The sequence below is a fragment of the Chelatococcus sp. HY11 genome, assembly GCF_018398335.1.
Classification (GTDB): domain Bacteria; phylum Pseudomonadota; class Alphaproteobacteria; order Rhizobiales; family Beijerinckiaceae; genus Chelatococcus.
In genome coordinates, this window is record NZ_JAHBRX010000002.1 from 141,650 (window position 1) to 166,653 (window position 25,004).

Consider the following 25,004-nt stretch of genomic DNA (forward strand, 5'->3'; position numbering starts at 1 on the left):
TGTTAGCCCCTGAGCTTAAGCGCGATCCAGATTTCCCACCCGTGGCGTCGTGGCGATGATCGCCTCGGCGAGGGCGTCGATATCGGCGATATGCGGATTGCTGCGCCGCCATATGAGCCCGATCTCACGTGCAGGCTCGGGTGGCGCGAAGGGCACGACACGCAGCCGGTGGTGTACGGTCTCCGCCTCGAGGGCCATCTCCGGCACGAGGGTCATCCCGAGATCGTGGGTCACCATCTGGAGCAGCGTCGTCATCGATGTCGCGCCGATGTTGATCACGTTGTTCGGGCGTGCGGCGCTGCAGACATCAAGCGCCTGATCGCGTAGACAATGCCCTTCCTCCAGCAGCAGCAACCGCCCTGGATCGATTTCCGCCCCTGTCAGAGGGGAGGCGAGGACATCCCGGCTGGTATCCGCCATGGCCATGAAGAAACGGTCCTTCAGGAGTGGCCGCGCGGACAGGCTGTCCCCCACGACGGGGAGTGCGGCAACCACCGCGTCCAGCCGCCCTTCCTCCAGGTCCAGGAGCAGCTTGTCGGTGATAGCCTCGCGCAGCTCGATCTCGATGCGCGGGTAGGCGGCCCGAAGATAGGGGACGAGCCTTGGTACGAGATAAGGCGCGACAGTCGGGATCGCGCCGATGCGCGCTATGCCGGACAGCGGGCTGTGCTTGTGCTGGCTCGCCTGCTCAAGCTCGGCGACCTCGGCGAGAATGTGCTGCATGCGTGGGAGAAGGGCCTCTCCTTCGCGTGTCAGAAGAATACGCGTTCGGTTGCGCTCGACCAGTTTGGTCCCCAGCGCCGCCTCGAGTTCCATGATCTGCGCCGACAAGGCCGGCTGGCTGACATGCACGAGTTGAGCCGCCCGGCCGAAATGCCGGGTCTGGACCAAGGCGTCGAAATATCTCATCTGCTTGATCGTCACCACAATAGGAAAAAACTATCATAGATTGTTGAAAATGCAATTTGATCCTATGGACGTCCTATGCCAGAAGTTTTCTTAGAAAAATTCCAGGACGTATCGAGGCCTCCCGGGCTTCGCTAGGATGCGTGCCTTAATGCTCGATTGTTTGGGGAAGAAGGCTATGACGGGTAAGAATTTCACGACCACCAACGCTGGCGCGCCTGTCGCGTCTGATGAGCATTCCCGCAGCGTGGGCCCCGATGGGCCGGTCGTCCTGCACGACGTGTATCTCGTCGAAAAGCTGGCGCAGTTCAATCGCGAGCGCGTGCCCGAGCGCGTGGTGCACGCGAAGGGCGGCGGGGCCTTCGGCGAGCTCGTCGTTACGGAGGACATGTCACGCCACACCAAGGCCGCGCTGTTCCAGAAAGGCGTGAAGACGCCGATGCTGCTGCGCTTTTCCTCGGTGGCCGGCGAGCTCGGCTCGCCCGACACGTGGCGCGACGTGCGCGGTTTCGCGCTCAAGTTCTATACGACGGAAGGCAATTACGACATCGTCGGCAACAACACCCCGGTGTTCTTCATCCGCGATGGCATCAAGTTCCCGGATTTCATCCGCTCGCAGAAGCGTCTGCCCGGCAGCCACCTGCGCGATGCCGACATGCAGTGGGATTTCTGGACGCTTTCGCCGGAGAGCGCCCATCAGGTCACCTATCTCATGGGCGATCGCGGTCTGCCGTCATCCTGGCGCCATCTCAACGGCTACTCGTCACATACCTACCAGTGGATCAACGCCGCTGGCGAGCGCGTGTGGGTAAAGTATCATTTCCACAACCAGCAGGGCGAGCAGAACATCGATGGCGACGTGGCGGCGCGCATCGCCGGCACGGATGCGGATCACTATATCCGAGACCTCTATGAGGCGATCGAGCGCGGCGACTTCCCGCGCTGGAAGGTCTCCGTGCAGATCATGCCCTATGAGGACGCCAAGACCTATCGGTTCAATCCGTTCGATCTCACCAAGGTCTGGCCGCACGCGGATTATCCGCTGATCCCGGTCGGCGAGTTCGTGCTGAACCGCAATCCGGAAAATTACTTCGCCCAGATCGAGCAGGCTGCCTTCGCGCCGTCCAATCTCGTCCCGGGCGTCGATGTCAGCCCCGATAAGATGCTGCTCGCCCGTGTGTTCTCCTATGCGGACGCCCATCGTTATCGCATTGGTCCGAACTACAACGAGCTGCCGGTCAACCGTCCGGTCTCGGAGGTTCATTCCTATGCCAAGGACGGTCCGATGCGGCATGGCTTCGCCGGCCACAGCAAACCGGTCTATGCGCCGAATTCATTCGGTGGGCCGACAGCCGATCCGGCACGCGCTTCGGAGGGCAAGGGCTGGGAAGCGGATGGCGAATTCGTACGCTCAGCCTATACGCTGCGGAGCGACGACGATGATTTCGGCCAGGCGGGAACCCTGATCCGTAAGGTTTTCACCCAGGAGCAGAGGGATCGGCTCGTGGATACGCTCGTTGGCCAATACAATGCGCTGACTGTCGATGCCATCAAGGAGAGGTTCATCTGGTATTGGACGAGCATCGACCAGGCCACGGGCGACCTCATCGCGGCCCGCGTCGTCAAGCGCGCGGCTGAGTAAGCAGCCTGATTGGAAGACGGGAGAGGCTCGGGCTCCGGCCCGGGCCTTCTTTCGTTTTACGCTGCCTTGAGATAGTCGCGCCTGGGCCGGCTCCGTCTCAGAGGTGGCTTGTTCAGAGGGCGGCTTGGGTCAGCGCCAAGGCCGCCGCCGCCTGTGTCGGGTCCACCACTGGCAATCCCGTCGCCGCGTTGAGTGCCGCGACATAACGGGCAAGCCCGGCCCCCGCGAAGACGATCGCATCCGCGCCATGGTCATCGCGTAAACTCAGGCCTGCCTTGATCAGGTTGTCTTCGACGACGGCGGGATCCTTGAGCTGCCCATAGTCCAGCCCGAGCCCGACATGGCCGGCGATACGCTCCCGGACCCCGAGGCGACGGGCGAAGCGCAAGCCCTTGACCGGGTTACTGCCCGACACGCCAATGGTGCCGACGAGATCGCCGAGGGCAAGGGCGGCCATCATCCCGGCCTCGCCGATGCCGATCACGGGCTTCGCCGTCAACTCGCGCGCGGAAAAGACCGCGGGGTCCGAGAAACAGGCGATGATGAAGCCCGCAACTTCGGGCTTCGCGCATTCCCGCTCGATGAAACGAAGAATGGCTGGCGCCGCGCTGTCACTGTCGCGCGCGTTCTTGATGCCGTTCGGACCGTCGCTCAGGGTAAGGCAGCGGATGTCCGGACCACCCTCACGCACCAGCCATTTGAGACTGTGCTGCATGTCCTCGGTGATGCCCGTATCCGTGCGGCTGCTCGGGTTGAGGACGTAGATTGTTTTGCGGGCCACCGCCGCCTCCCTCAAGAGATGAAAGCCCGGAGCGTTCATGGCTCCGGGCGAGCCTTCACGACAGAGCGCGGAAATCGTCTATGAAGGCGCGCGCGAGTTGCAGCGCATCCGTCACCGTATGCCGAAGGCGCATCAGCTTCGTGGTCAGGAGCTTCGCCTCCAGCCCATCCGGATCGGCCTTCTGGAAGTCATCCAGGCAGCCGAGCAGGGGAACCGGCAGGTGTAAAGTGCTGATGCCGTAGCTGTCCTGCTCATATTTGCCGCTTGCCGAGCCGGTGATGAAAGTGAGCTGGCGCGAGAGACGCAGGATGAGCCTATTGGCGCGTTGCACGGCCTTCTGGTCCGTGTCCCTCGTGGCCGCCAGCTGGTCGAGCCGCGCATCGAGCCACTCGAGCTCCGGGGCGAGCGCGGCGATCCCCTCGTGGATCAGCGACAACTGGGCGGGGTCCTTCTTGCCGGCCAGCATCAGACTGAAGCGGCGTTCAAGATCCTTGATGCGGGGAGAGAACCGCTGCGGCAGGATCGATGTAGTGGCGAGGGCATGGACAAGTCGTGTCCAATAGTCGGTATCACTGTCGAGGATCGCGGGATCCACGATCTCGATCGTGTCGTGTTCGGTATGGTTGTACCAGCCGATTGTCGCCCCATGATACCGCTCGATCACCTCGCGGGAAAAGCCATGGCGCGCGGTGGTGGAGGAAACACCAATGCCGAAGAAGGACTGGTCGCCGAATCTGTCGAGATTGCCGACGGAGATCGGGACGCTTTCGCCGACGGCCGCCTCGGCAATGGTCCGCGAGAATTCACGCAGCTCCGGACAGGCGTTCACATGAAATTCCGTGGTGTCCTTCATGCCGACGGAATCGATGTTCAGATAGGCGACAGCATTGCCGTTGATTTTTTCCCACAACGCATCGACGAAATAAGTGGAGCCGGCTGCTTCTGCGACTTCGTGGCCGTTCCAGAAGCAGAACACCACGGAGCGGCGCAGTTCCGCGCGGCGGGCCGCCAGCACACGGGCAATCTCCATCATCACAGCGTCGCCGGTGATGTTGTCTGTCACTCCCGGCAGCCACGAGTCGAGATGTCCGGAGACAATGATAAATTGGTCCCTTTCCGGCGCGGTGTCGGGGGCGTGCAGCCAACCGATCGGCTGGCTGAGCTTGCGCCATTCCCGATGCGCCGTGACATTGGCCTTCAGGACAACGGGACCGCTTTTCATCAGGGCGCGCAACGCCTGGCCGTCACCGCGTGAGATGCTGAGGCCGAAGAGGCGCGGAATATTCTCCCAGGTTTCCGGAGTAGGGTTCCCCCAGACAGACTTCAGCCCACGCCAGGGGATATCCGGCTCGCCGTCGCGGCCCCAGTTCATCAGGAGGATGCCCGCCGCACCCTTGACGGAAGCGATGCGCGCCTTCTCTGGCGTCGCTGGAGCGTAAGACACTTCGGCAAGAACAATCTTGCCGCGAACGTCCTTGCCCTCATAGTCGCTCTCGCCGCCCGGGCCGACGTCAACGATCTCGGCGGAATAGCCGCCTGCCGGGGTTGGCTCGATATGCGCGCAGGCGAGCGCGCGAATGACGCGCTTGTCCGGCGAGACAACTTCGAGAGTGGCTTCTCCTGGATCGCTGTCGAAGGTCTCGAATTCCTGGAGCGCCGCATCGAGGCCGTAGGACTTCAGAGTATCGACCACATAGTGGCCGGCTCTGACATCCTGGCCGGAGCCGCTCTTGCGGCGGGGTGTGTCGATCCGCATGTGATCCACATGCGCCATCACGTGGTTGATGGAATGGGGAAGTTTGGCGGAGCCGAAGGTCATGACGCAGTCCTTTGTGTCGGAGCGACCAGGAAATGCTCGGCAAGGTCGAGATAGACGGCGCGAGCTTTTTCCATCTGGGAGAGATCGGCCCATTCATCGGCGGCGTGCATGTTCGCGCCGCCAGGGCCAAACAGGAGCGTGGGGATTCCAGCGCCATTGAAGATGTTGGCGTCGGAAACACCGAAGCAGAACGTGAAGGGCGGTGCCTTGTCGAGAATGCGCTGATAGCTCTCCGCGAAAGTGGTGACAAAGGGATGGTCCTTGTCCATCACGAAGCTGTCGTAGCGCGGCTGGGCAATCGTCACATCGAAGCGTGCCGGTGAATGGAGATCGCGGGCCAGCGCCTCGATCGCCGCTACAGCTTCTTCGGCGGTCTCGGTCGGCAGGAAATGCCAGTTGATCAGGAACTCGCAACGGTCCGGCACGCGGATCTCGTAGATGCCGGTGCCCGAGCTCACGTTCAGGACGCAGTGGGTGCTCGTGCCGAACTCGGGATGCGTCGGCCGCGCCAGCCCGTCGATGGCGACGAGCAGGCGCGCGGCTTCCGTCACCGCATTGACACCGTCAGCCGGATGCGAGCCGTGGGCGGAGCGCCCCGTGACCACGACCTTCAGATTGATCTTGCCCATGGCGGCAATGGAAGGAATGTCGAAATGCGGCTCGCACATGATCGCCGCGTCGATGGCAAGACCCTGTTCAAGATGTCCCTGTTCAAGATGTCCCTGTTCGAGAAAGCCGCGCGCCCCGCGGGAATAGGCCTCCTCGTCCGCAAGTGCCGCAAAGATCACGCGCCCCGCCCAATCACCGGGACGGCGCGCGAGATCGCGGACAGCGTGCATCGCCGTCGCGAGACCCGACTTCATGTCCATGGCTCCGACGCCATAGAGGCGTCCCTCGCGGATCACGGGTGAGTAGGGGTCCATGCTCCAGTCATCGGGCGGCGTGACGGTATCGCAATGGCCGCCCATGAAGAGCGTCGGTCCCGGCACGCCGCCGCTGATCTCGACGACGACATTGGTGAGGCCGCCGGCCGCCGGCTCGATGCGGGCCGGGATGCCGTTGTCCTCAAACCAGCGTGCGATGAAGGCCTGAACCGCGCCTTCCTCGCCCGAATGGCTTTTGATGCGAACGAGATCGCCGAGGAGCGCGGCGAGCTCCTGGCTGACGGGAGAAGGGGACATGATCAGGCCCACCAGCGCCGTTCGAGCTTCGTGATGACCTCGACACCCGTCGTGGTGACGAGCACTTCATCCTCGATGCGCGCACCGCCCGCCGGCGTCCGATAGAGGCCGGGTTCGATGGTCAGCACCATGCCGGGCTGCAGGAAGGTCTTCTCGCCCTTGCAGATCGCCGGTGGCTCGTCGACGCCGAGGCCGATGCCATGGCCGAGATAGGTGCCAGCACCGCCATAGCCGAAGGCGAACTTGCCTTGGAAGCCCGCATTCACGGCGACGTCGTCGGCGATCTTCTCGAGATCTTCGGCGAGAACGCCGGGGCCGATGGCATCGATGCTGACCTCGAGCATCTTCAGCACCGTCTCGAGAAGATGCACGCCATCCTTCGTGGGGCGGCCGACCATCGTCGCCCGGCAGATGTCGATCATATAGCCCTGCCAGCGACCGTTGATCTCCATGTGGACGAGATCCCCGTCCTCCAGCACGCGATCGGAGAAGGCCGGAAACAGAAAGGGCTCTCCCGAGCGCTCGACACCGGACTGGCAGGTCGCAAAGGCATTGGTGGCGCCACGTTTCGTCATCTCGGAAATGACGAAATTGGCGAGCTCGCGTTCGGTGACGCCCGGCTTGATCTCCTTGCGCAGCAATGCGCCGACTTCATCGGCGAAGGCGGAGCCCTGGCGCAGCGCCTCAAGCTCCTTGTCGCTTTTGATCGCGCGCATGTTCATCACGATGTCATCGGCCTCGATGAAGCGAACGCCGGGATTGTAATGGGTCATCTCGGCGAAGGTCATCGCGGAGATGACGTCCATGCCGATGATGCCGACGGTTGCGCGCTGCGCGCCCGCGCGCTCCAGGATCGCCGTGATGCCTGCGACGATATTGGGGTTGACCACGGTCTCCCCGACGCCATGCGCCGGCACGTAGAACGGCGTCGTCACGGCAATCGCGAGATTCGCCTTCGGATCCGTCGGGATGTAAAGCAGGCCGAGCCCGCGACCACGGATCGCAAAGCGGCTGGGATGGCCCGCGAGCATCGGGATATGGCCGCAGAGATAGGCCAGATCGCCATTGCGATCAGGCGCGCGTCCGGCGACGATCACGCCCTCAAAGCCGCGCATGCTCGCGAGTTCGCGCGCGCGCTGCACGCGCCCCTTCATCTCGTCAATCACTTGTGTCTCCTATCGTGTACGGACGTCGAGCGTGTCACGCAGCCCATCGCCCAAGAGGTTGAGCCCGAGCACCAGAAAGATGATGGCGAGGCCCGGGAAGATCGAAATATGCGGCGCGCTGCGCAGCAGCGTGCGGCTCTCGGCGAGCATCTGCCCCCATTCGGCCAGCGGCGGCTTGACGCCGACACCGAGGAAGCCAAGGCCGGCCGCGACCAACACGGCCTCGGCCATCAGCAGAGAGGCCTGGACGATGACCGGCGACAGGGCGTTCGGCACCACATGACGCAACACAATGGCGCGGTCCGTCGCGCCGAGCGAACGGCTGCTCTGGATGTAGTCCATTTCGCGCACCTGTAGCACCGCGCCGCGGGCGACGCGCACGAGGCGCGGCAGGCTGGCGATTGCGATGGCGATGATGGTCGTGCCGAGGCCGGGGCCGAGGATGGTCACGACGGCAAGCGCGGTGATGATGCTCGGCAAGGTCATCATGACATCCGTCATGAAAATTACCGCCCGCTCGACTCGCCCGCGATAGTATCCGGCCAGCACGCCGAACAGCATGCCGAACAGCGTGGCGATACCGACAACGCAGAAGCCCAGAACAAGCGAGGTCTGCGCGCCGAAGATCGTGCGGCTGAGAACATCACGTCCGAACTGATCGGTGCCGAATGGATGCGCGAGACTCGGCGGCTTGGCCACGTTGCGCAGATCAACAGTATCCGGCCCCCAGGGTGCAAGCCACGGCGCGAAGAGCGCAACGACGATATAGAGCAACACGATCACGAGGCCTGCCACGCCCATTCTGTGACGCAGGAACTTGCGCAATAGCCTGCGGCGCGGGGCCTGGGATGCATGAGCGGAGGTATCGACGGGGTTCATCAGCGCCACCATCCCTCAGCCCGCCTTGATGCGCGGATCGACGATCGTATAGGCGAAGTCGACCAATGTATTCACAAGGATGAAAAAGGCTCCGATGATGAGGATGGCGCCTTGGACGATTGGAAAATCGCGACGGAATACGGAGTCGGCGAGCAGCTTGCCGATGCCCGGCCAGACGAAGACCGTCTCGATGAGAACGGCGCCACCCATGAGATAGGCGAATTGAATGCCGATAACTGTCAGGATCGGTACAAGGGCATTGCGCAGCGCGTGTGTATAGATCACCGTCCGGTGCTTGAGCCCCTTGGCCTGGGCGGTGCGGACATAATCCTGCTGCAGAACCTCCAGAAGGCTCGCGCGGGTCATGCGCATGATGATGCCGATCGAGTTGCCGCCGATGGCGAGCGCCGGCAGAATGAGATGCGAAAGACTGCCGGCGCCTGTCGAGGGCAGAAGGCCGAGACGCACGGAAAAGACGAGCTGGAGGATGAGGCCGATCCAGAAGATGGGAGCGGAGACGCCGATCAGCGCGATGACCGACAGGAGAAGGTCCGATGCCGAATTGGCGCGCAGCGCCGCATTGACGCCAAGGGTGACGCCGACGACCGCCGCGAACAGAATGCCGGCGCTGGCCAGCAGCAGAGTCATGCGAAAGCGTTCGATGAGGATAGGCAGAACGGGCTCGCGCGAAACGATGGACGTGCCCCAGTCACCTGTGAAGAGCCCTCCAAGCCAACGCAGAAATTGCCACCACACGGGCTGATCAAAACCCAACTGCTGGCGAATGACCTCGATGTCCGCTTGTGAGGCCCCCATACCGCCAACTGTCACGGCGGGGTCGCCGGGCACGAGTTGCAGGATGGAGAACACCAGGACCGAGAGAGCGAGAAGCACCAGCGCGGCATAGACCAGCCTGCGTGTGATGAACGACGCGAGATCCATGACAAACGACCGCCCGATTTCCTAAACCCGCGGCTGACAGGACGGCAGTTGGGCGCTTCCTGTCAGGAACGCAAGCATGTGAGCATTGTGGCTTGGCCCGGCTGCGCGAAAGGCGGTCAGTCGGGCCATTCCTTCAGATGCTGCCGCCGCAGTTTCAGTTGAACTTGATATTCTTGAGGCGATAGACATCCGTGGCAAGATATTCGAGGCCGGTGATATTCTTGCGGTATCCGGTGACCTGAATATAGCTGTACAGAGGTACCCAAGGCGCGTCTTTCATAATCAGAGCCTGGGCATCAGCCGCCAGTTTCAGGCGCTTGTCGGGATCCACCTCGCGACCGATCTCGACACGCAAGGCATCCACATCTGGATTTTTGTAGAACATGGTGTCCCAACCATTGGGCGGCATGCGCGCGCTGTCGAAAACCGTATCCAGAATGATCTGGATATCCGCGGTACCCGTCTCCCAGCCAAGCATGTAGAGCTCGGACTTGTTCTCGGCTTGCGGCTTGCGCAGTGCGGCAAGATAGGTCGACCAGTCGACGATCTCCACCGACGCGTCGACGCCGATTTCCTTCAATTGGGCCTGCACCGCGATGACCGTCTCGCGATCCATGTAATAACGACCCTGCGGCGTCCAGATCGTCGTCTTGAACCCATTCGGGAAGCCCGCCTCGGTGAGCAGCGCCTTCGCCTTCTTCGGGTCGTAGGAATAGAGCTTCTGTGGCGCGTAGCCGAAAACTGGCGGCGCGATGATCGTCTCGGCCGGGATACCAAGGCCACGCAACACACCTTCCGCGATGGCTTCCCGGTCGACCGCGAAATTCAGGGCCTGGCGCACACGCGCATCGGTGAAGGGCGGCTTGCTGACGTTGATGCCGATATGGCCGACACGGGTATTGGGCTTCTTCAGCAATGCGATGTCGGGTGTCGACTGAAGCCGTTCGATCTCTGATCCGGGAACGTCGGTCACGATGTCGGCTTCACCGGTTTCAAGCATGGAGAGCCGCGTGGCGGCCTCGGGAACGGTGATGAACTGTATGCCTTCGGCCGCCGGCTTCGTGCCCCAATAAGCGTCATTGCGGGCAAGCGTCACGCTCTGCTCAGCCTGATGCGACACATATTTGAAGGGACCCGTGCCAACGGGATTCCAGCCGATTTTCGCCGCGTCCGCCTTAAGCGAGGCAGCGCTCAGGATGGACGCGGAATCCAGCGCGAGGACCTGCAGAAGCGCGCCGAAGGGAGCTGCGGTCGTGAGCTTGACCGTGAGATCGTCTACGGGCGTGACCTCGCTGATCGCTCGGAGATCCGCGGCGCGGCCGAGACCGGACTTCGGATCGATGATCCGGCTGAGCGAGGCGACGACATCAGCCGACGTCAACGGCGTACCGTCATGGAACTTGACGCCAGGGCGCAATTTGAAAGTCCAGGTCTTCTTATCGTCAGCCAGGCTCCAGCTCTCGGCCAGCAGCGGCTCGATCTTGCCTGTCTCGGCGTTCATTTGCACGAGAGGCTCCATGACCTGGATGCGAACGGTCTGCGCCTGTGTGCCCGCCGCCACGCCCGGGTCGAGCGTTAGGACGGGCGCCCCCATCGCAAATTTGATGCTGCGCGCGTCGGCCTGGCCGGACAACGCGAAGGCGCTGGCGCCGATCGACAGCATGAATGCCAGCGATCGCGCCCTGAATGGCGAAAGAATATTCATCGTGTTCCCCTTTTATTTTGCAGTGAATTATATTGTGAAAGGAACCGCGCCTTTCTCTGTCACGTAATATCCGTCTTCCGCAGCGATGATCTTGTCATCGATAGGCCAGACGAATTCCGTGCAACCGAGCATTCCAGTATGCAGCCGTTCCTTGAAATCAGGCAGGAAATGAACGGTCGCAAGGGTCTGTCGTTGCAATGTATGGCCGCAATCACGCGTGTAGCCATCCATCGTCATGCCCTCGTGGAGCAAGCCGACCTGCTTGAGGGAGGTCGTCATCGGGCGCAGGATCTCAACGCCGTTCGCATGGATCTCCCCGCCGCTCATTCCACTCTGGATTGAAGGGATCAATTCATCGACCAAAAGGCGGCGCAGTTCGTCATGGGCGGCTTGCAGGTCCGCATCGGGAGAAACGCTACGCGCGATATCCGAGCAGCCGCGCACGCAGCCATATGCATCGGTGACCAGAAGACCCATGTCGAACTTGATGGTTCTGTCGGTGCTGTTGAGCGGATAGTCACCGGCAATGGCGGGTAACAACGTCCGCTCACCGGAGTGGATGATGTCGAAATACGGGTGGACCCGGCCGTCCATACCGACCAGCGTCGCGAAATTCTGCACGCCCTGATGATAGACGGCAGCAACTTCGTTCTCCGTCAAACCGCCAGCCAGTCTGCGATTCATGAATTGACTGGCATGCTCGATACCGTGAAGCACAGCATTCGCAGCGGTGATGAAGTAAAGCAGGTCCGTTCCAGCGCGTTCGTCCTGCCAGCGGCGCAGGGCATAGGTTGCATCGGCAAGAGTAAATCCGTCATCCGAGAGCGACCGGCCGATCGCAACGGCGAGATGCTCACGTTCGATACCAAGCTTGTCATTCCGGCTGTCGCTGAGAGCCGCCATGAGGCTCGGCGCGTGCCCGGCAGCTGCGAAATCCGGGCGCTCGATGCTCTGAGGAGAGAGGATTAGAATAGCGTCGCTGCCAGGCGTATAAAGAGCCGTTATTCCATAACGTTCGGCAACGCTGCTGGGCAACCCTGTAAACATCTCCACGTTGAAAGGAGCGCTCACATAGATCGAGGCGAGGCCGGATTCTCTGCAAATTCTGTCGAGAACAGCGAATCCTAGCGGCTCACTCGACATACCGTGGAGCAGTTCAGGGCCGAAACGCAGCGAAGACACGAAGGGGGTAAGCGCTGGAACATCGGCGTCGCGGGTCGCGCACCACTGCGCCTCTATATCCTGCCGGCGCTTGCGGTATAGGAAGCAAGGCCCTTTCGGCTGGTGCAACGCGGTTGGGTCGGCGATCGCCGCAGGACCGGATTGCGCTAGCGCTTCGAAGCGCCCAATTGGCATATCGGCGTCGATTTCAAGCAGGTCATCTCCGGCCAGTCTGCGAACCGCTTCCGTGAACGATTGAGGACGATACCCCTTGGGATGGTTCCAGCTGAAGTAACTGGCGTAAGTCTCAAAGGGTATAGCCTTTGTCGCCGACTGGAATGCGGCTGCGTCGAATGCTCCGATCACCATGGACGGGTTGCCGTCACGTTCAATGAGAACAGGACCAATACTATCCGCGCTATCTTTGAATATCTTGGGGAAGGTTAGTTCATTCCAGAAATTACGCCCAAGCATATTGGATATGCGGTCTCGCCCAATATAAACGCGCGACTTCATTAGACCCTCTGATTCAGAATTCTATGCTTTTTATTTGCGCAATCGCGCACCAATTTTATGCAAACTGGCCGCAGCCCCTGCAGCAGTTCATCGTTGGCAGGAGCATCGCACCATCCATTCTATCATGTCAATAGTCAGGAGATGCATCCCAAATATTGGGATGAATATTGATCCCCTTGATCGTTTGTCGTAAGAGCGTGGAATGGGAAAAGAGGGGGAGCTTGTGTTGAGACAGATCAGCGGCAGGGGCGGCCTGCGCGTCGGCAGAGCATGGTCGGCGCACCCATGAGCCTCGTCATCACAAAGGCGATCAAATTGATCGAGCTCGTTGCGGCGGGCACGGATACCCTCGGCGGAATAGCGTCGGCCGCCGATATGTCACGCAGTACAGCTCACAGATTGCTCGCGACCCTGGTTGAGCATCACTATCTATCCTTCGAGGCGCGACGCTACGCGCTCGGCTACCGGCTTCTGGAGCTCGGCGAACAGAAGAAGCGCAGCCTCAGCTTTGTCGAGGTCCTGCGCCCACTTCTCATCCGCTATGCCGAGCAGACTTCGGACACCATCCATCTCGCGATCCTCGATGGAACAGACATTGTGGTCATCGAACGGGCACCCGGAAACCGGCAATTGCAGATCAATTCCTTCGTGGGTCAACGGTCGCCTGCTTTGCTGACCGCCGTGGGCAAGGCGTTGGTCAGTGCCTTGCCGACAGATGACTGGAAGGGATTCCTGAAACAGCTGCCCCCGGATCCACCAAAGAGCGCGGAGCAATTGCGCCGGGAGCTGACGGCGGCGCGGGAGCGTCACTTCGCGTCCGACTACAACGAATGTGACGTCGGTACCTGCGGTGTTGCGTCCACGTTTCTTATCGACGGCAAAGTACGAATAGCAGTCAGCATCAATGGAGCGACCGTCTATTTCGAGAACGGGCGCCTCGAGGAAATGGGACAGACCGCACAGAGGCTCGCCACGGAGCTGGAACGCGCCGCGGCCGGGCTGCGGATCGGCACCATCCGCTGAGACGGGTACGACGAACGTCGATCTTTGGCCACGGATCACCTATAAGGCGGCCACGTGGGCCGTGCACCGCAAGCGCCAATCTGGCACAACGCCGGGAGCGCCCGGCCTCTGCCTTGAGTGATCCGCGAGGAGACGGCAATTTCCGTTCTTGACACGACCAACAAGAAAAACCTGCTCCTGCTCATTCACCTTCGATGGTTGGCGGTATGCGGTCAGGTCATCACTATCCTCTTCGTCCAGTTCTGGTTCGGAATACCACTGCCGCTCCCGCCGATGGTCGCGGTGCTCGCCTGTCTGGTGCTGTTGAATATAGGCAGCCTGATACGCTACCGCCTCCGCGCGGAAGTGTCGGATACGGAGCTGTTTCTGGCGCTGGTCCTTGACGTCGCGGCCCTGACCGTACAGCTCTTTCTCAGCGGTGGTGCCTCCAACCCGTTCGTCTCGCTCTACCTTCTGCAGATCACACTTGGGGCCGTGCTGCTGGAGGAGCGCCTCGTCTGGGCGCTTCTCGCCATCGCCAGCGGCTGCTTCTTCGCACTCACGAGCCTTTATCGCCCGCTGCCCATCCCGCGCAGCGACGGCCATGAACTGTTCAGCCTGCATATCCAGGGCATGTTCGTCTGCTTCATCCTGGCGGCTTGTCTGCTCGTGCTCTTCACGATGCGCATCAATCGCAATCTGCGGGATCGGGATGCACGACTTGCCGCGATGCGCCAGCAATCGGCGGAGGAGGCGCTCATCGTGCGCATGGGCCTGCTCGCGTCTGGCGCCGCGCACGAACTGGGGACTCCGCTCGCGACGCTCTCGGTCATCCTCAATGACTGGCATCGCATGCCGGAATTTCGGGCGGAAGGTGATTTGCTTGACGAGATCTGCGAGATGCAAAATCAGGTCGAACGCTGCAAGCAGATTGTCTCGGGTATCCTGATGTCTTCGGGCGAGGCCAGAGGTGAGGGTACGGTCAGAACGACCGTGAACGGTTTTATCGATGACCTGGTTGGGGAATGGCGGGCAAGTCGCTCACCCACGCATATCGACTACGTCAGCGCCTTCAGCCCGGATGTGGCCATCATTTCGGACCCCGCGTTGAAACAGGTCATCTTCAACATCTTTGATAACGCCCACGAGGCCTCGCCAAACTGGCTCGGGGTGACGGTCAGGCGGCACGAGGACGATTTCGTTCTGACGGTCAGCGACGTGGGACCAGGCTTCGATGACAGAATTCTCGCGGAACTCGGAAAGCCCTACCGCTCGAGCAAGAACAGGCCGGGCGGCGGCCTGGGGTTGTTCCTTGTCATGAATGTCGTGCGCAAGCTCGGCGGCACCGTCAAGGCCGAGAACCATCCCCGTGGCGGCGCGTCGGTCACTCTCACATTGCCGATCGCATCGCTTTCATCCGGAGGAAGCCGTGGACGCTAAGCCCTCACTTCTCATCATTGAAGACGATGCGTCTTTCGCAAAGGCGCTACGCAAGTCATTCGAGCGCCGTGGCTATGAGGTGGCCGTGAGCGACGGGATTGACACCGCGCGAAACGCCCTGGAGCAGATCGTGCCGGCCTATGCGGTGGTGGACCTCAAACTTGTCAGCGGTTCCGGACTCGAATGCGTGAAGATGTTGCACCAGCATGATCCGGAGATGAAGATCGTGGTTCTGACCGGCTTCGCGAGCATCGCGACCGCCGTGGAGGCCATCAAGCTGGGAGCTTGCCACTATTTGGCGAAACCGGCCAATTCAGATGAAATTGAGGCCGCGTGGGGCCGAGGGGAGGGCGATCCCACCGTTCCAATGACCGTGCGTCCGACGTCTATCAAGACGCTGGAATGGGAACGTATCCACGAAACGCTCGTGGAGACGGATTTCAATATTTCGGAGGCAGCACGGCGGCTCGGCATGCACCGGCGCACACTGGCGCGCAAGCTCGAGAAAAAGCAGGTCAGCTGACTACGACGGCAGGCCGCGGCGCAACCGGTACTCGCTACGCAAGACGAAAATGCCTGCCGCCAGCACCATCAGCGCGAGCGCGAACCAGGTCAGCGCGTAGACGAGGTGGTTGTTGGGAAAGTTGACGACGGTCAAGCCGCCGACCGGCGCAGACGGCGATGCCACGACACGATCCGCGTCAATGAAATAGGGAGCCGTATCGGACAATCCCTTCGCCTCGGCGATGGCAGCGGTATCCCGCGAATACCAGCGATCGTTGACGGGATCGTTCGCGCGCAGCGGCCCGCCCTTTGGCTCTGTGATGCGGAGGAGGCCTGTGACGGTCGTCTCGCCGGAAATCTGTCCGGCGGCGCGTGCCCCAGCATCGCGCAGTTCCGGCGGTACAAAGCCTCGATTGACGAGAACTGTGAAGCCGTCGGTGGCGCGCAGCGGCGTCAGCACCCAATAGCCACCCCCGTGTGCCGTCACCGCCTGGACCAGAGCTTCGCGATCATTGAGAAACCGCCCCGTGACGGTGACGCGGCGATATTCGTCGTTGGCGGTGTTGACTTGGGGCCAGGCTGCTGGCCCGGGAGCGGCAACCGGGGGGGCATGGATCCTGCCATCGACACGCGTGATCAGGTCCAGCTTCCACGCGCGCCGTTCAATCTGCCAGATGCCGAGGGACGTGAAGCCGGCAACGCCGATGACGGTGAGGATAGCGAGAAGGGCAAGCACCCACGTCGACCGAGGAACCGATGTGGCGGGCGCTGGTGTTCGGCTGCCGGCAGGCACGCGCTCCCGATGATGAACATCGGGAGCGCGTGCCGTGCCGGAAACCCCTGTCACGGGGTCTGACCCGTCGTATGACCAGGCATCATGTTGGTATCGAGGTGATACATGACCCAGAGCGAGCCGGAGAGCGCAATGAAGACGATGATCAGCGTGAAGACGAGGGCCATCATCGTCCAGCCGCCTTCAGAGTGGAAATCCATGTGCAGGAAGTAGATCATGTGGACCACGATCTGCACGATGGCGAAGGCCATGATGGCGACCGCGGTGATCTCGTTGCTGGCAATGGGACGGGCCATAACCAGCCAGAACGGAACGGCTGTCAGGATGACGGACAGCACGAAGCCAGTAAGATAACTGCGCAACGTGCCGTGGGAGGGACCCGTCTCGTGTTCCGCGTAACCATGGTCGTGGGTGGGCGCGTGAGCGGCGCGGCTGTCGGTGCTCATCGAAGCATCCCCATGAGATAGACAAAGGTGAAGACACCGATCCAGATCACATCCAGGAAGTGCCAGAACATGCTGAGGCACATCAGGCGGCGCCGATTGGCGACAATCAGGCCATGCTTGTGAACCTGGACCATCAAGGTGACGAGCCAGATCGTGCCGAATGTCACATGAAGTCCGTGCGTGCCGACGAGCGCGAAGAACGATGACAGGAATGCGCTGCGCTGCGGGGTTGCGCCCACATGGAACATATGAGCGAACTCGTAGAGTTCGATCGAGAGGAAGGCGAGGCCGAACACGCCTGTGACCGCAAGCCAGGCCTGCGTGGCGGCAACGCGCCCCTGCGCCATCGTCAGCATGGCGAAGCCGTATGTGATCGATGACAACAAGAGCATCGACGTATTGAGCGCGACAAGGCGAAGATCGAAGAGATCCTTCGGACCCGGCCCCGCAGCGAGGTTGCCGCCGAGCACGCCGAAAGTCGCGAACAGGACCGCAAAGATGAGGCAGTCGCTCATCAGGTAGATCCAGAAGCCGAGCAGGGTGCTCGACCCCTCCTCATGGTTGTGATCCTCCACGAGGTAAAAGGTTGTGGCGCCTTGCTCGGCCTTCGCGGTGCTGAGTACTGCTGTCATGACCTACACCTGCGCGGAGAGAGTGCGCGTCCGCGCAGCTTCGGTGTGCGCAACCTCGTCGGCAGGAATGTAGAAATCGCGCTTGTAGTTGAAGGTATGGCCGATGGCCGTTGCGATGAGGCCGACGAAGCTCAGCGCCGCGAGCCACCACACATACCAGATGAGCGCGACGGCGAGGACGACGCTGAACCCCGCGAGAAACACGCCAGCCGGCGTGTTTCTCGGCATATGAATGGGCCTGAAACCTTCCAGGGGCCGCTCATAACCACGTGTCTTCATGTCCCACCAGGCATCACCGTCGTGCACGACGGGCGTGAAGGCGAAGTTGTAGTCCGGCGGCGGCGATGACGTGGCCCACTCGAGGGTCCGGCCGTGCCAGGGGTCGCCGGTCGTGTCGCGCAGCTGGTCTCGCCTCATGATGCTGACGGCGATCTGCATGAGAAACGAAAGGATGCCGCACAGGATCAGGAAAGCGCCGAAGCCCGCGATCACGAACCAGATCTGCAGCGAGGGATCGTCGAACACCCTGAGCCGCCGCGTGACACCCATCAAGCCAAGTACATAGAGCGGCATGAAGGCAAAGAAGAAGCCGGTGACCCAGAACCAGAACGACATCTTGCCCCAGAACGGATCCAGCCTGAACCCGAATGCCTTCGGGAACCAGAAGGTCATGCCGGCGAAGAGGCCGAACAGCACGCCGCCGATGATGACGTTGTGGAAATGCGCGACGAGGAACAGGCTGTTGTGGAGCACGAAGTCGGCGGGTGGAACCGCGAGGAGCACGCCCGTCATGCCACCGATGACGAAGATCAGCATGAAGCCGATGGTCCACATCATCGGCAGCTCAAACCGGATGCGACCCCGATACATCGTGAACAGCCAGTTGAAGATCTTGGCGCCCGTCGGGATCGAAATGATCATCGTCGTTATGCCAAAGAACGAGTTCACGCTGGCGCCCGACCCCATGGTGAAAAAGTGGTGCAACCACACGAGGTAGGACAGAATGGTGATGCACACGGTCGCGTAGACCATAGACGTGTACCCGAACAGCCTCTTGCCGGAGAAAGTCGAGGCGACTTCGGAGAAGATGCCGAACGCCGGCAGGATCAGAATATAGACTTCCGGATGCCCCCAGATCCAGATGAGGTTGACGTACATCATCGGGTTGCCGCCAAAGTCATTCGTGAAGAAGTTGGTCCCCACGTAACGATCGAGCGACAGGAGCACGAGAACGGCGGTCAGCACCGGGAAGGACGCGACGATCAGCACGTTGGTGCAGAGCGAGGTCCACGTGAAGATCGGCATTTTCATCATGGTCATGCCGGGGCAGCGCATCTTGACGATCGTGCAGATCAGGTTGATGCCCGATAAAGTCGTTCCCACGCCCGCGACCTGCAGCGCCCATATGTAATAGTCCACGCCGACATCCGGACTGTATTGGATGCCTGACAAAGGCGGATAAGCCAGCCAGCCTGTCTTGGCGAACTCGCCGATAAACAGCGACATCATTACGATGACCGCGCCGCCTGCCGTCATCCAGAAGCTGAAGTTGTTGAGGAACGGGAACGAAACGTCGCGCGCGCCGATCTGTAGAGGCACGACATAGTTCATCAATCCGGTGACCAGCGGCATCGCCACGAAAAAGATCATGATCACGCCGTGGGCCGTGAAGATCTGGTCGTAATGATGGGCGTTGAGATAGCCTTCGCTGCCATTGAAGGCCATTGCCTGTTGCAGACGCATCATGATGGCGTCGGAAAAGCCGCGCAGCAGCATGACGATGCCGAGGATCATATACATGATCCCTATGCGCTTGTGGTCCACGGTGGTGAACCATTCGCGCCAAAGGTAGCCCCACAGGCGAAAATAGGTGATCGCGCCGAGAAGACAGGCTCCCAGGAAGGCGACGACCATGAAGGTCACGACGACGATTGGCTCATTCAGCGGCAGCGAGGCGAGGCTGAAACGTCCAAGAAGAAAGCTGTGGTTCGCAGTAGGATCAGTCATATCAATCGAGCCGATCAGGATCTTTGCGACTGGCGCATGTCGAGAAGCCAGGAGGCGCGCGGCGACGGCGCGGGCGTGAACGAAGGACGGGGCAGGCCGGCGCCGACGATGGGCGACCCCTTGATGGGCAGTGGCTTGACGGCGCCCTGATTGAGCGCGGCGTTCGCCTCCTCGACGGAGCAGATGCTGACGAGATAGGTCGGCGTCGGGCCGAAGACCGCACCGCGCCTGGCTGTTTTGTCATAGTGCAAGCGCATCAAATCGACGCCGGCAAGTCCGAGGCCGCCCTGTGCGTCAATGGCCATCATCTCATGGGCGCACATTTTGCCCGGTTCGACGCAGCGGTTGACAATGGCGGCGAAGAGCTGCGGATCGACCGCGCCGTACCGGCGAACCGGGACGTTCTCACTGGGCTTCTCAAGATCGAGATACTCCTGCCGACCGAGGTTCTCGCTCGAAGCCCTGGTCTGCGCGATCCAGGCCTCGAAGTCGGCATCGGACAGCCCGCGGAACGTGAAGCGCATGCCCGAGAAGCCCGCGCCGCTGTAATTGGCGGAGAACCCCTGATAGGCGCCATCCTTGTTGATCACGGCGTGGAGCCTAGTCTCCATGCCGGGCATCGCGTAGATCATCCCTGCGAGCGCCGGCACGTAGAACGAGTTCATCACCGAGGATGAGGTGATCCGGAAGCTGATCGGGCGATTCACAGGCGCGGCGAATTCATTCACAAGCGCGATCTTTTGCTCGGGATAGATGAACAGCCACTTCCAATCCAGCGCCACGACCTCGACTTCGAGCGGCTTCACATCCCGGGCCACCGGCTCGCCAGGCGCGATACGATCGAGCGGGCGGTAAGGATCCAGCAAATGGGTCCCCATCCAGGTCAGGGCCCCGAGGCATATGATGATCAACAGCGGCGCCGCCCAGATGACGAGCTCAAGCTGTGTGGAATGCGACCATTCCGGATCGTAGTCGGCTTCCTTGTTCGTATGCCGGTATCGCCATGCGAAGATGACAGTGAGCAGCATCACCGGCACGATGATGAGCAGCATGAGGATCGTGGACGCTATAATGAGGTCACGCTGCTGCTCGGCAACGTCGCCAGCTGGCCTCATGACCACAAAGTTGCAGCCGGCGAGCACAAGCCCGAGCGGCAACAGGGCGAATAGGCGAAGTTTGCTCACAAGCTTACCCATAGCCAGATCCATCAATGGCCGGCACCGCTAGCTGCGCTGCAGCAAAAGGGACATTGGACAAAATGTCCAATGCCCCGTCAGGCCGGCATGAGACACAAGGCGACTTCAGACTAGACTTGCGAACGCTATCAGATAGCGGCAGGATGCCAAGCGAGGAACGACATTTGGCTAGCGGTGCGAACAACATGGCGCCTGCGTCATCGACATTGGAGAGAGACGCGCGGCGGGTGCATGCTCAACCCGACGGCGTGGTCAATCCCGGCGAAATCGCGATCGGCGTTGTCATCGGACGAACGTCTGAGTTCTTTGACTTCTTTGTCTATGCAATCGCGTCCGTCATCGTCTTTCCACGATTGGTATTTCCGTTCGTCGATCCCTTAACGGGGACGATTTACTCGTTCGCGATCTTCGCATTGGCGTTCGTTGCTCGACCGATAGGCACTGCGATATTCACCGCGATCGACCGTGCCTACGGAAAAAGCGCGAAAATGACGATCGCGCTGTTCCTTCTTGGATGCTCCACAGTCGCCATAGCGTTTCTTCCCAGTTATGACCGGGTCGGTATCGCGGTCGTCTGGGTGCTTGCCATATTGCGAATCGGCCAGGGCCTCGCCCTGGGCGGCGCCTGGGATGGGCTCGCTTCGCTTCTCGCGATGAATGCGCCGCAGGAGCGGCGCGGCTGGTATGCAATGCTTCCGCAACTTGGCGCGCCGCTCGGCCTGATCGTGGCGAGCATGTTGTTCGCCTTCTTCGTCGGCAATCTGTCGGCGGAGGATTTCTACAGCTGGGGATGGCGTTATCCCTTCTTCGTCGCCTTCGCGATCAATGTGGTCGCTTTGTTCGCACGCCTGCGCATCGTCGTGACGCCTGAGTATACGAAGCTGTTCGAGAGCCGCGCCCTCGAACCGTCGCCTGTGTTGGAAACGCTACGCAAGCAAGGTCACATCGTGGCCAGCGGGACCTTCGCCCCCCTCGCCAGCTTCGCGCTTTTCCACATGGTCACGGTCTTTCCTCTTTCGTGGATCTATCTGTTCACAAAGGAAAACCCGACTCGCTTCCTGATCATCGAGGCGATTGCCGCCATGTTCGGCATCGTCGCGATCCTGGCCTCGGGCGTTGTCGCCGACCGGGTCGGCCGTCGCGCCCTCTTGATGGGTTCGGCGATCGCGATCGCGGCGTTCAGTGGCTTCGCTCCCCAGTTGCTCGACGCGGGGGCGGTCGGCGAGACCGTCTTCATGATTCTCGGCTTCATCCTGCTCGGTCTGTCGTTTGGTCAGTCCTCCGGTTCGCTCGCTTCCAATTTCTCGACGGCCTACCGGTACACCGGCTCGGCGCTAACCTCGGATTTCGCTTGGTTGTTCGGCGCCGGGTTCGCCCCGCTTGTCGCCCTGCTGCTATCCAGCAATTTCGGCCTGCTGTCAGCCGGCGCCTATCTGCTGTCTGGCGCGATCTGCACGATCCTGGCCATCAGGCTGAACTGGCAGTCAGAGGCGCATGAGTAGGGTGCAGGACTGAGCGCCGCGATCCAGACGACGATCAGCCGTCTCGAAAAAGCGATACGCGGGCCCTGAGCGGCCCGCGTTTTCTTTTGGACGCCAATGCCAGCATCGGGCGCGCGACATCGCATCCGATCGCGAATATGGGTGGTTCTCGTAAGCCTTTCATCGTGCACATTCGCTCGCCATTCCGCGCCCCCTGCATGTCGCGCGGGGAGCCCCTTTTCGCACCCGCGAAGACCTTCCCGTCCACAGCTTGCTGCACTGCGTCTTGACAAGACGGACCCTTTGGCGGCTTTTTCCAAAACGTTTTGGATTCCGTCGCGCATCCCAACTCCACGCGGAACGACGAGTGGAAGGAACGCATGACCTCACTGCGCAAGCTCGCATCGCATCTCGGCTTGTCGATAACGACCGTATCGCGGGCGCTTGATGGCTATTCCGACGTCGCGGCGGCGACCCGCGAGCGGGTCGAGCGCGCGGCCAAGGAAATGGGCTATCGGCCCAACCCCGCCGCGCGGCGTCTGCGACGCGGCGTCGGTGAGACGGTTGCCTTTGTCCTGCCAACCGACCCTGGGCATTTCCACGAGCCCGTCTTCAGTGAGCTTCTTGTCACCGTCGGTGAGGAACTGGCGCGTCACGAGCATGATCTGATGCTCCTCGCGGCCCGGCCCGGCAAGGAGGAGATGGCGGTCTACCGCCGCCTCGTAGAGGGGCGTCGCGCCGATGCCTTCATCGTGGTGCGAACCCGTCATCAGGATGAACGCATCGCCTATCTGATGGAGAAGGACGTGCCTTTCGTGTGCCACGGGCGCACCGACACGACCGCGCCTTATGCCTTCGTCGACGGCGACGGTGAGGAGGGCTTCGCTAATCTCACCAAGCGCCTTATCTCGCGCGGGCATCGCCGCATCGCCTTTCTGTCAGCGCCGGCCCATCTCACCTTCGCGGGCCTACGCTTCGCCGGTTGGCGCGGCGCCATGCAGGCGGCCGGTCTTCCCACCGACATGGCGGCGGAGGCGGAACCGACGGAGGAGGGCGGCTTTGCCCTGGCACATCGCCTCTTCGAGAGGGACGAGCGCCCGACAGCTCTCGTCTGCTCGACCGACCGGATGGCGATCGGCGCGATACGCGCCGCGGCGGATCGAGGCTTCACGGTAGGCTCGGATATCGCGATCACGGGCCACGACAATATCCCGGCCGCTTCCTACTGCCAGCCGTCCCTGACCACCATGGAACTGCCGACACGGCTCATTGGGGCGCGTCTCGCCGACATGGTGCTCGCGCGGCTCGGTGGTACCGATGTCCGTGATCTCACGGAAATCCACGGTCTCATCCAGATGCCGCGCCGTTCCTCGGGCGAGGGAGCGGCCTAGCGCGACCGCCCGCGCGACAATGGTAATAAGTCCGCTAGCCTTTGACGACAACCAGGAGGAGGAGCCCATGACTTTGACAAGAGCCATTCATAAAGGGATTAGTCTGAGATCCACCGGTCTCATCGGCGCCGCGCTCATGACCGGCGCGCTGCTTGCCAATGCCGGTCCGGTCAGCGCCCAGCAGCAGGACATTCTTTTTCTGTCGACACAGCTGCGGCCCATCGAGGAAGCGCAGAAAGTGCGCAGCGTCATCCTCAAGGACTTTCCCGGGAAAGTGACTTATCTCGTTGAGGAGCCTCCGGCTTTCGACGTGCGCATGAAGGCCGAGGGGCAGGCGGGCAAGCGCACGATCAGTGTCGCCGGCGCGCTGCACGGTGAGTTGCAACCGCTCGTCACATCGGGGGACCTGACCCCGATCGACGATATCGCGACGAAGCTGGCCGACCGTGGCATCCCGGCCAACCTCATGGAACTCGGCAAGCTTGGCACGAGCAGCCAGATGTATATCCCGTGGATGCAGGCCACCTACATCATGGTCGCCAACAAGAAGGCCCTGCCGTATCTGCCGGCGGGCGCCGATATCAACGCCTTGACCTATGACCAGCTCGAGGCTTGGGGCAAGGCGCTCACGGAGAAGACGGGCAAGCGCCTGATCGGCTTTCCTGCCGGCCCGAAGGGGCTGATGCCGCGCTTCTACCAGGGCTATCTCTACCCGTCCTTCACGGGCGGCGTGGTGACGCCCTTCCAATCGGCGGATGCGGAGGCGATGTGGGGCAAGTTCAAGGGCCTCTGGCAGTTCGTCAACCCGAACTCCACGAGCTATGACTTCATGCAGGAGCCGCTGCTCGCCGAGGAGGTGTGGGTTGCGTTCGACCACGTGGCCCGCGTCAAGGATGCGCTGACGCAGGCCCCTGAGGAGTTCGTGACCTTTCCCGCGCCCGCCGGCCCGAAGGGGCGCGGCTACATGCCGGTCATCGCTGGCCTCGCCGTTCCGAAGAATGCGCCGAACCCGACGGGCGCCGCCGAGCTGATCGCCTTCATCTCCAAGCCGGAGACGCAGGTGAAGACCGCCGCCGAAGTCGGCTTCTTCCCGGTCGTCAAGGCAACATTGCCGGCGGACCTTTCGCCCGGCATCAAGCTCATCGCTGAAGGTGTCGCCAAGACCCAGAATGCGAAAGATGCCTTGCCGGCCCTGCTCCCGGTCGGGCTTGGCGACAAGGGCGGCGAGTTCAACAAGGTCTATTCCGATACCTTCCAGCGCATCGTCCTGCGCGGGGAGGATATCAAGACGGTGTTGGCCTCGCAGGCTGGCGTTCTCAAGGGCTTGATGGAGGCGACCAAGGCGCCGTGCTGGGCCCCCGACGCGCCGAGCCAGGGAGCCTGTCCGGTCAAGTAATCGGGCAAGACAATCCGG

At 61.6% G+C, this 25,004-nt stretch carries 21 protein-coding genes; 7 read left to right on the forward strand and 14 right to left on the reverse strand.

The features are described from left to right. Positions 1-15 precede the first annotated feature (15 nt). Positions 16-909, reverse strand: a complete 894-nt coding sequence (locus KIO74_RS21760) for a hydrogen peroxide-inducible genes activator (RefSeq protein WP_249731431.1) — start codon at positions 907-909, stop codon at positions 16-18. A gap of 175 nt (positions 910-1,084) precedes the next feature. Here KIO74_RS21760 and KIO74_RS21765 point away from each other — a divergent pair, with 175 nt between their 5' ends. Further along, positions 1,085-2,548, forward strand: coding sequence for a catalase (locus tag KIO74_RS21765; protein WP_213336560.1), 1,464 nt, complete (start codon positions 1,085-1,087; stop codon positions 2,546-2,548). A 112-nt stretch (positions 2,549-2,660) separates the two neighbouring features. Here the strand turns inward: KIO74_RS21765 and KIO74_RS21770 are convergent, their stop codons facing one another. From KIO74_RS21770 to KIO74_RS21805, 8 genes are all read right to left on the reverse strand, one after another. Continuing rightward, positions 2,661-3,329, reverse strand: a complete 669-nt coding sequence (locus KIO74_RS21770; protein ID WP_213336564.1) for an aspartate/glutamate racemase family protein — start codon at positions 3,327-3,329, stop codon at positions 2,661-2,663. Positions 3,330-3,384: 55 nt separating this feature from the next. Beyond that, a complete protein-coding gene (locus tag KIO74_RS21775; protein WP_213336566.1) occupies positions 3,385-5,148 on the reverse strand; it encodes a M28 family peptidase in 1,764 nt (587 codons plus the stop codon). After that, positions 5,145-6,329: a M20 family metallopeptidase gene (locus tag KIO74_RS21780; RefSeq protein ID WP_213336569.1), complete on the reverse strand. Its 1,185-nt coding sequence runs from the start codon at positions 6,327-6,329 to the stop codon at positions 5,145-5,147. The genes KIO74_RS21775 and KIO74_RS21780 overlap by 4 nt, the downstream gene beginning before the upstream one ends. A gap of 2 nt (positions 6,330-6,331) precedes the next feature. Then, entirely contained in the window at positions 6,332-7,495 is a 1,164-nt protein-coding gene (locus KIO74_RS32525) for a M24 family metallopeptidase (protein ID WP_213336572.1), read from the reverse strand. Between the two features lie 9 nt (positions 7,496-7,504). After that, positions 7,505-8,374, reverse strand: a complete 870-nt coding sequence (locus tag KIO74_RS21790; protein WP_213336575.1) for an ABC transporter permease — start codon at positions 8,372-8,374, stop codon at positions 7,505-7,507. A 15-nt stretch (positions 8,375-8,389) separates the two neighbouring features. Further along, positions 8,390-9,316, reverse strand: coding sequence for an ABC transporter permease (locus KIO74_RS21795; protein ID WP_213336578.1), 927 nt, complete (start codon positions 9,314-9,316; stop codon positions 8,390-8,392). Between the two features lie 154 nt (positions 9,317-9,470). Beyond that, positions 9,471-11,021 (reverse strand): ABC transporter substrate-binding protein, encoded by a 1,551-nt coding sequence (locus tag KIO74_RS21800; protein WP_213336581.1) that lies wholly within the window; start codon positions 11,019-11,021, stop codon positions 9,471-9,473. A gap of 27 nt (positions 11,022-11,048) precedes the next feature. Next, entirely contained in the window at positions 11,049-12,698 is a 1,650-nt protein-coding gene (locus tag KIO74_RS21805) for a M24 family metallopeptidase (protein ID WP_213336584.1), read from the reverse strand. Positions 12,699-12,983: 285 nt separating this feature from the next. Here KIO74_RS21805 and KIO74_RS21810 point away from each other — a divergent pair, with 285 nt between their 5' ends. The 3 genes from KIO74_RS21810 to KIO74_RS21820 all read left to right on the forward strand — a co-directional run bounded on the left by KIO74_RS21810 (position 12,984) and on the right by KIO74_RS21820 (position 15,663). Further along, on the forward strand, positions 12,984-13,721 hold the full coding sequence (locus KIO74_RS21810; protein ID WP_213336586.1) for an IclR family transcriptional regulator: 738 nt from the start codon (positions 12,984-12,986) through the stop codon (positions 13,719-13,721). Positions 13,722-13,838: 117 nt separating this feature from the next. Continuing rightward, positions 13,839-15,140, forward strand: coding sequence for an ATP-binding protein (locus KIO74_RS21815; protein WP_291978322.1), 1,302 nt, complete (start codon positions 13,839-13,841; stop codon positions 15,138-15,140). Then, positions 15,130-15,663: a response regulator transcription factor gene (locus tag KIO74_RS21820; protein WP_291959203.1), complete on the forward strand. Its 534-nt coding sequence runs from the start codon at positions 15,130-15,132 to the stop codon at positions 15,661-15,663. The genes KIO74_RS21815 and KIO74_RS21820 overlap by 11 nt, the downstream gene beginning before the upstream one ends. On the opposite strand, the gene KIO74_RS21825 is transcribed toward KIO74_RS21820, so the two are convergent. The 5 genes from KIO74_RS21825 to cyoA are packed head-to-tail and all read right to left on the reverse strand — an operon-like array spanning position 15,664 to position 20,706. After that, on the reverse strand, positions 15,664-16,491 hold the full coding sequence (locus KIO74_RS21825; RefSeq protein WP_502762123.1) for an SURF1 family protein: 828 nt from the start codon (positions 16,489-16,491) through the stop codon (positions 15,664-15,666). Further along, positions 16,488-16,883 (reverse strand): cytochrome o ubiquinol oxidase subunit IV, encoded by a 396-nt coding sequence (gene cyoD / locus KIO74_RS21830; RefSeq protein WP_213336592.1) that lies wholly within the window; start codon positions 16,881-16,883, stop codon positions 16,488-16,490. The genes KIO74_RS21825 and cyoD overlap by 4 nt, the downstream gene beginning before the upstream one ends. Next, positions 16,880-17,515, reverse strand: coding sequence for a cytochrome o ubiquinol oxidase subunit III (gene cyoC, locus KIO74_RS21835; protein WP_213336595.1), 636 nt, complete (start codon positions 17,513-17,515; stop codon positions 16,880-16,882). The genes cyoD and cyoC overlap by 4 nt, the downstream gene beginning before the upstream one ends. A gap of 3 nt (positions 17,516-17,518) precedes the next feature. After that, a complete protein-coding gene (gene cyoB, locus KIO74_RS21840) occupies positions 17,519-19,522 on the reverse strand; it encodes a cytochrome o ubiquinol oxidase subunit I (protein WP_213336598.1) in 2,004 nt (667 codons plus the stop codon). 14 nt (positions 19,523-19,536) lie between these two features. Further along, entirely contained in the window at positions 19,537-20,706 is a 1,170-nt protein-coding gene (gene cyoA, locus KIO74_RS21845; RefSeq protein WP_213339124.1) for a ubiquinol oxidase subunit II, read from the reverse strand. 197 nt (positions 20,707-20,903) lie between these two features. Between cyoA and KIO74_RS21850 the strand changes: the two genes are divergently transcribed. From KIO74_RS21850 to KIO74_RS21860, 3 genes are all read left to right on the forward strand, one after another. Then, complete coding sequence (locus KIO74_RS21850) at positions 20,904-22,220, forward strand: MFS transporter (protein ID WP_213339125.1); 1,317 nt, start codon at positions 20,904-20,906, stop codon at positions 22,218-22,220. A gap of 359 nt (positions 22,221-22,579) precedes the next feature. Then, the gene (locus KIO74_RS21855; protein ID WP_213336601.1) at positions 22,580-23,590 is read left to right on the forward strand and encodes a substrate-binding domain-containing protein; all 1,011 of its coding nucleotides are present in this window, start codon (positions 22,580-22,582) and stop codon (positions 23,588-23,590) included. A 67-nt stretch (positions 23,591-23,657) separates the two neighbouring features. Next, complete coding sequence (locus tag KIO74_RS21860; protein ID WP_502762124.1) at positions 23,658-24,986, forward strand: ABC transporter substrate-binding protein; 1,329 nt, start codon at positions 23,658-23,660, stop codon at positions 24,984-24,986. The last annotated feature ends 18 nt before the right edge of the window (positions 24,987-25,004 follow it).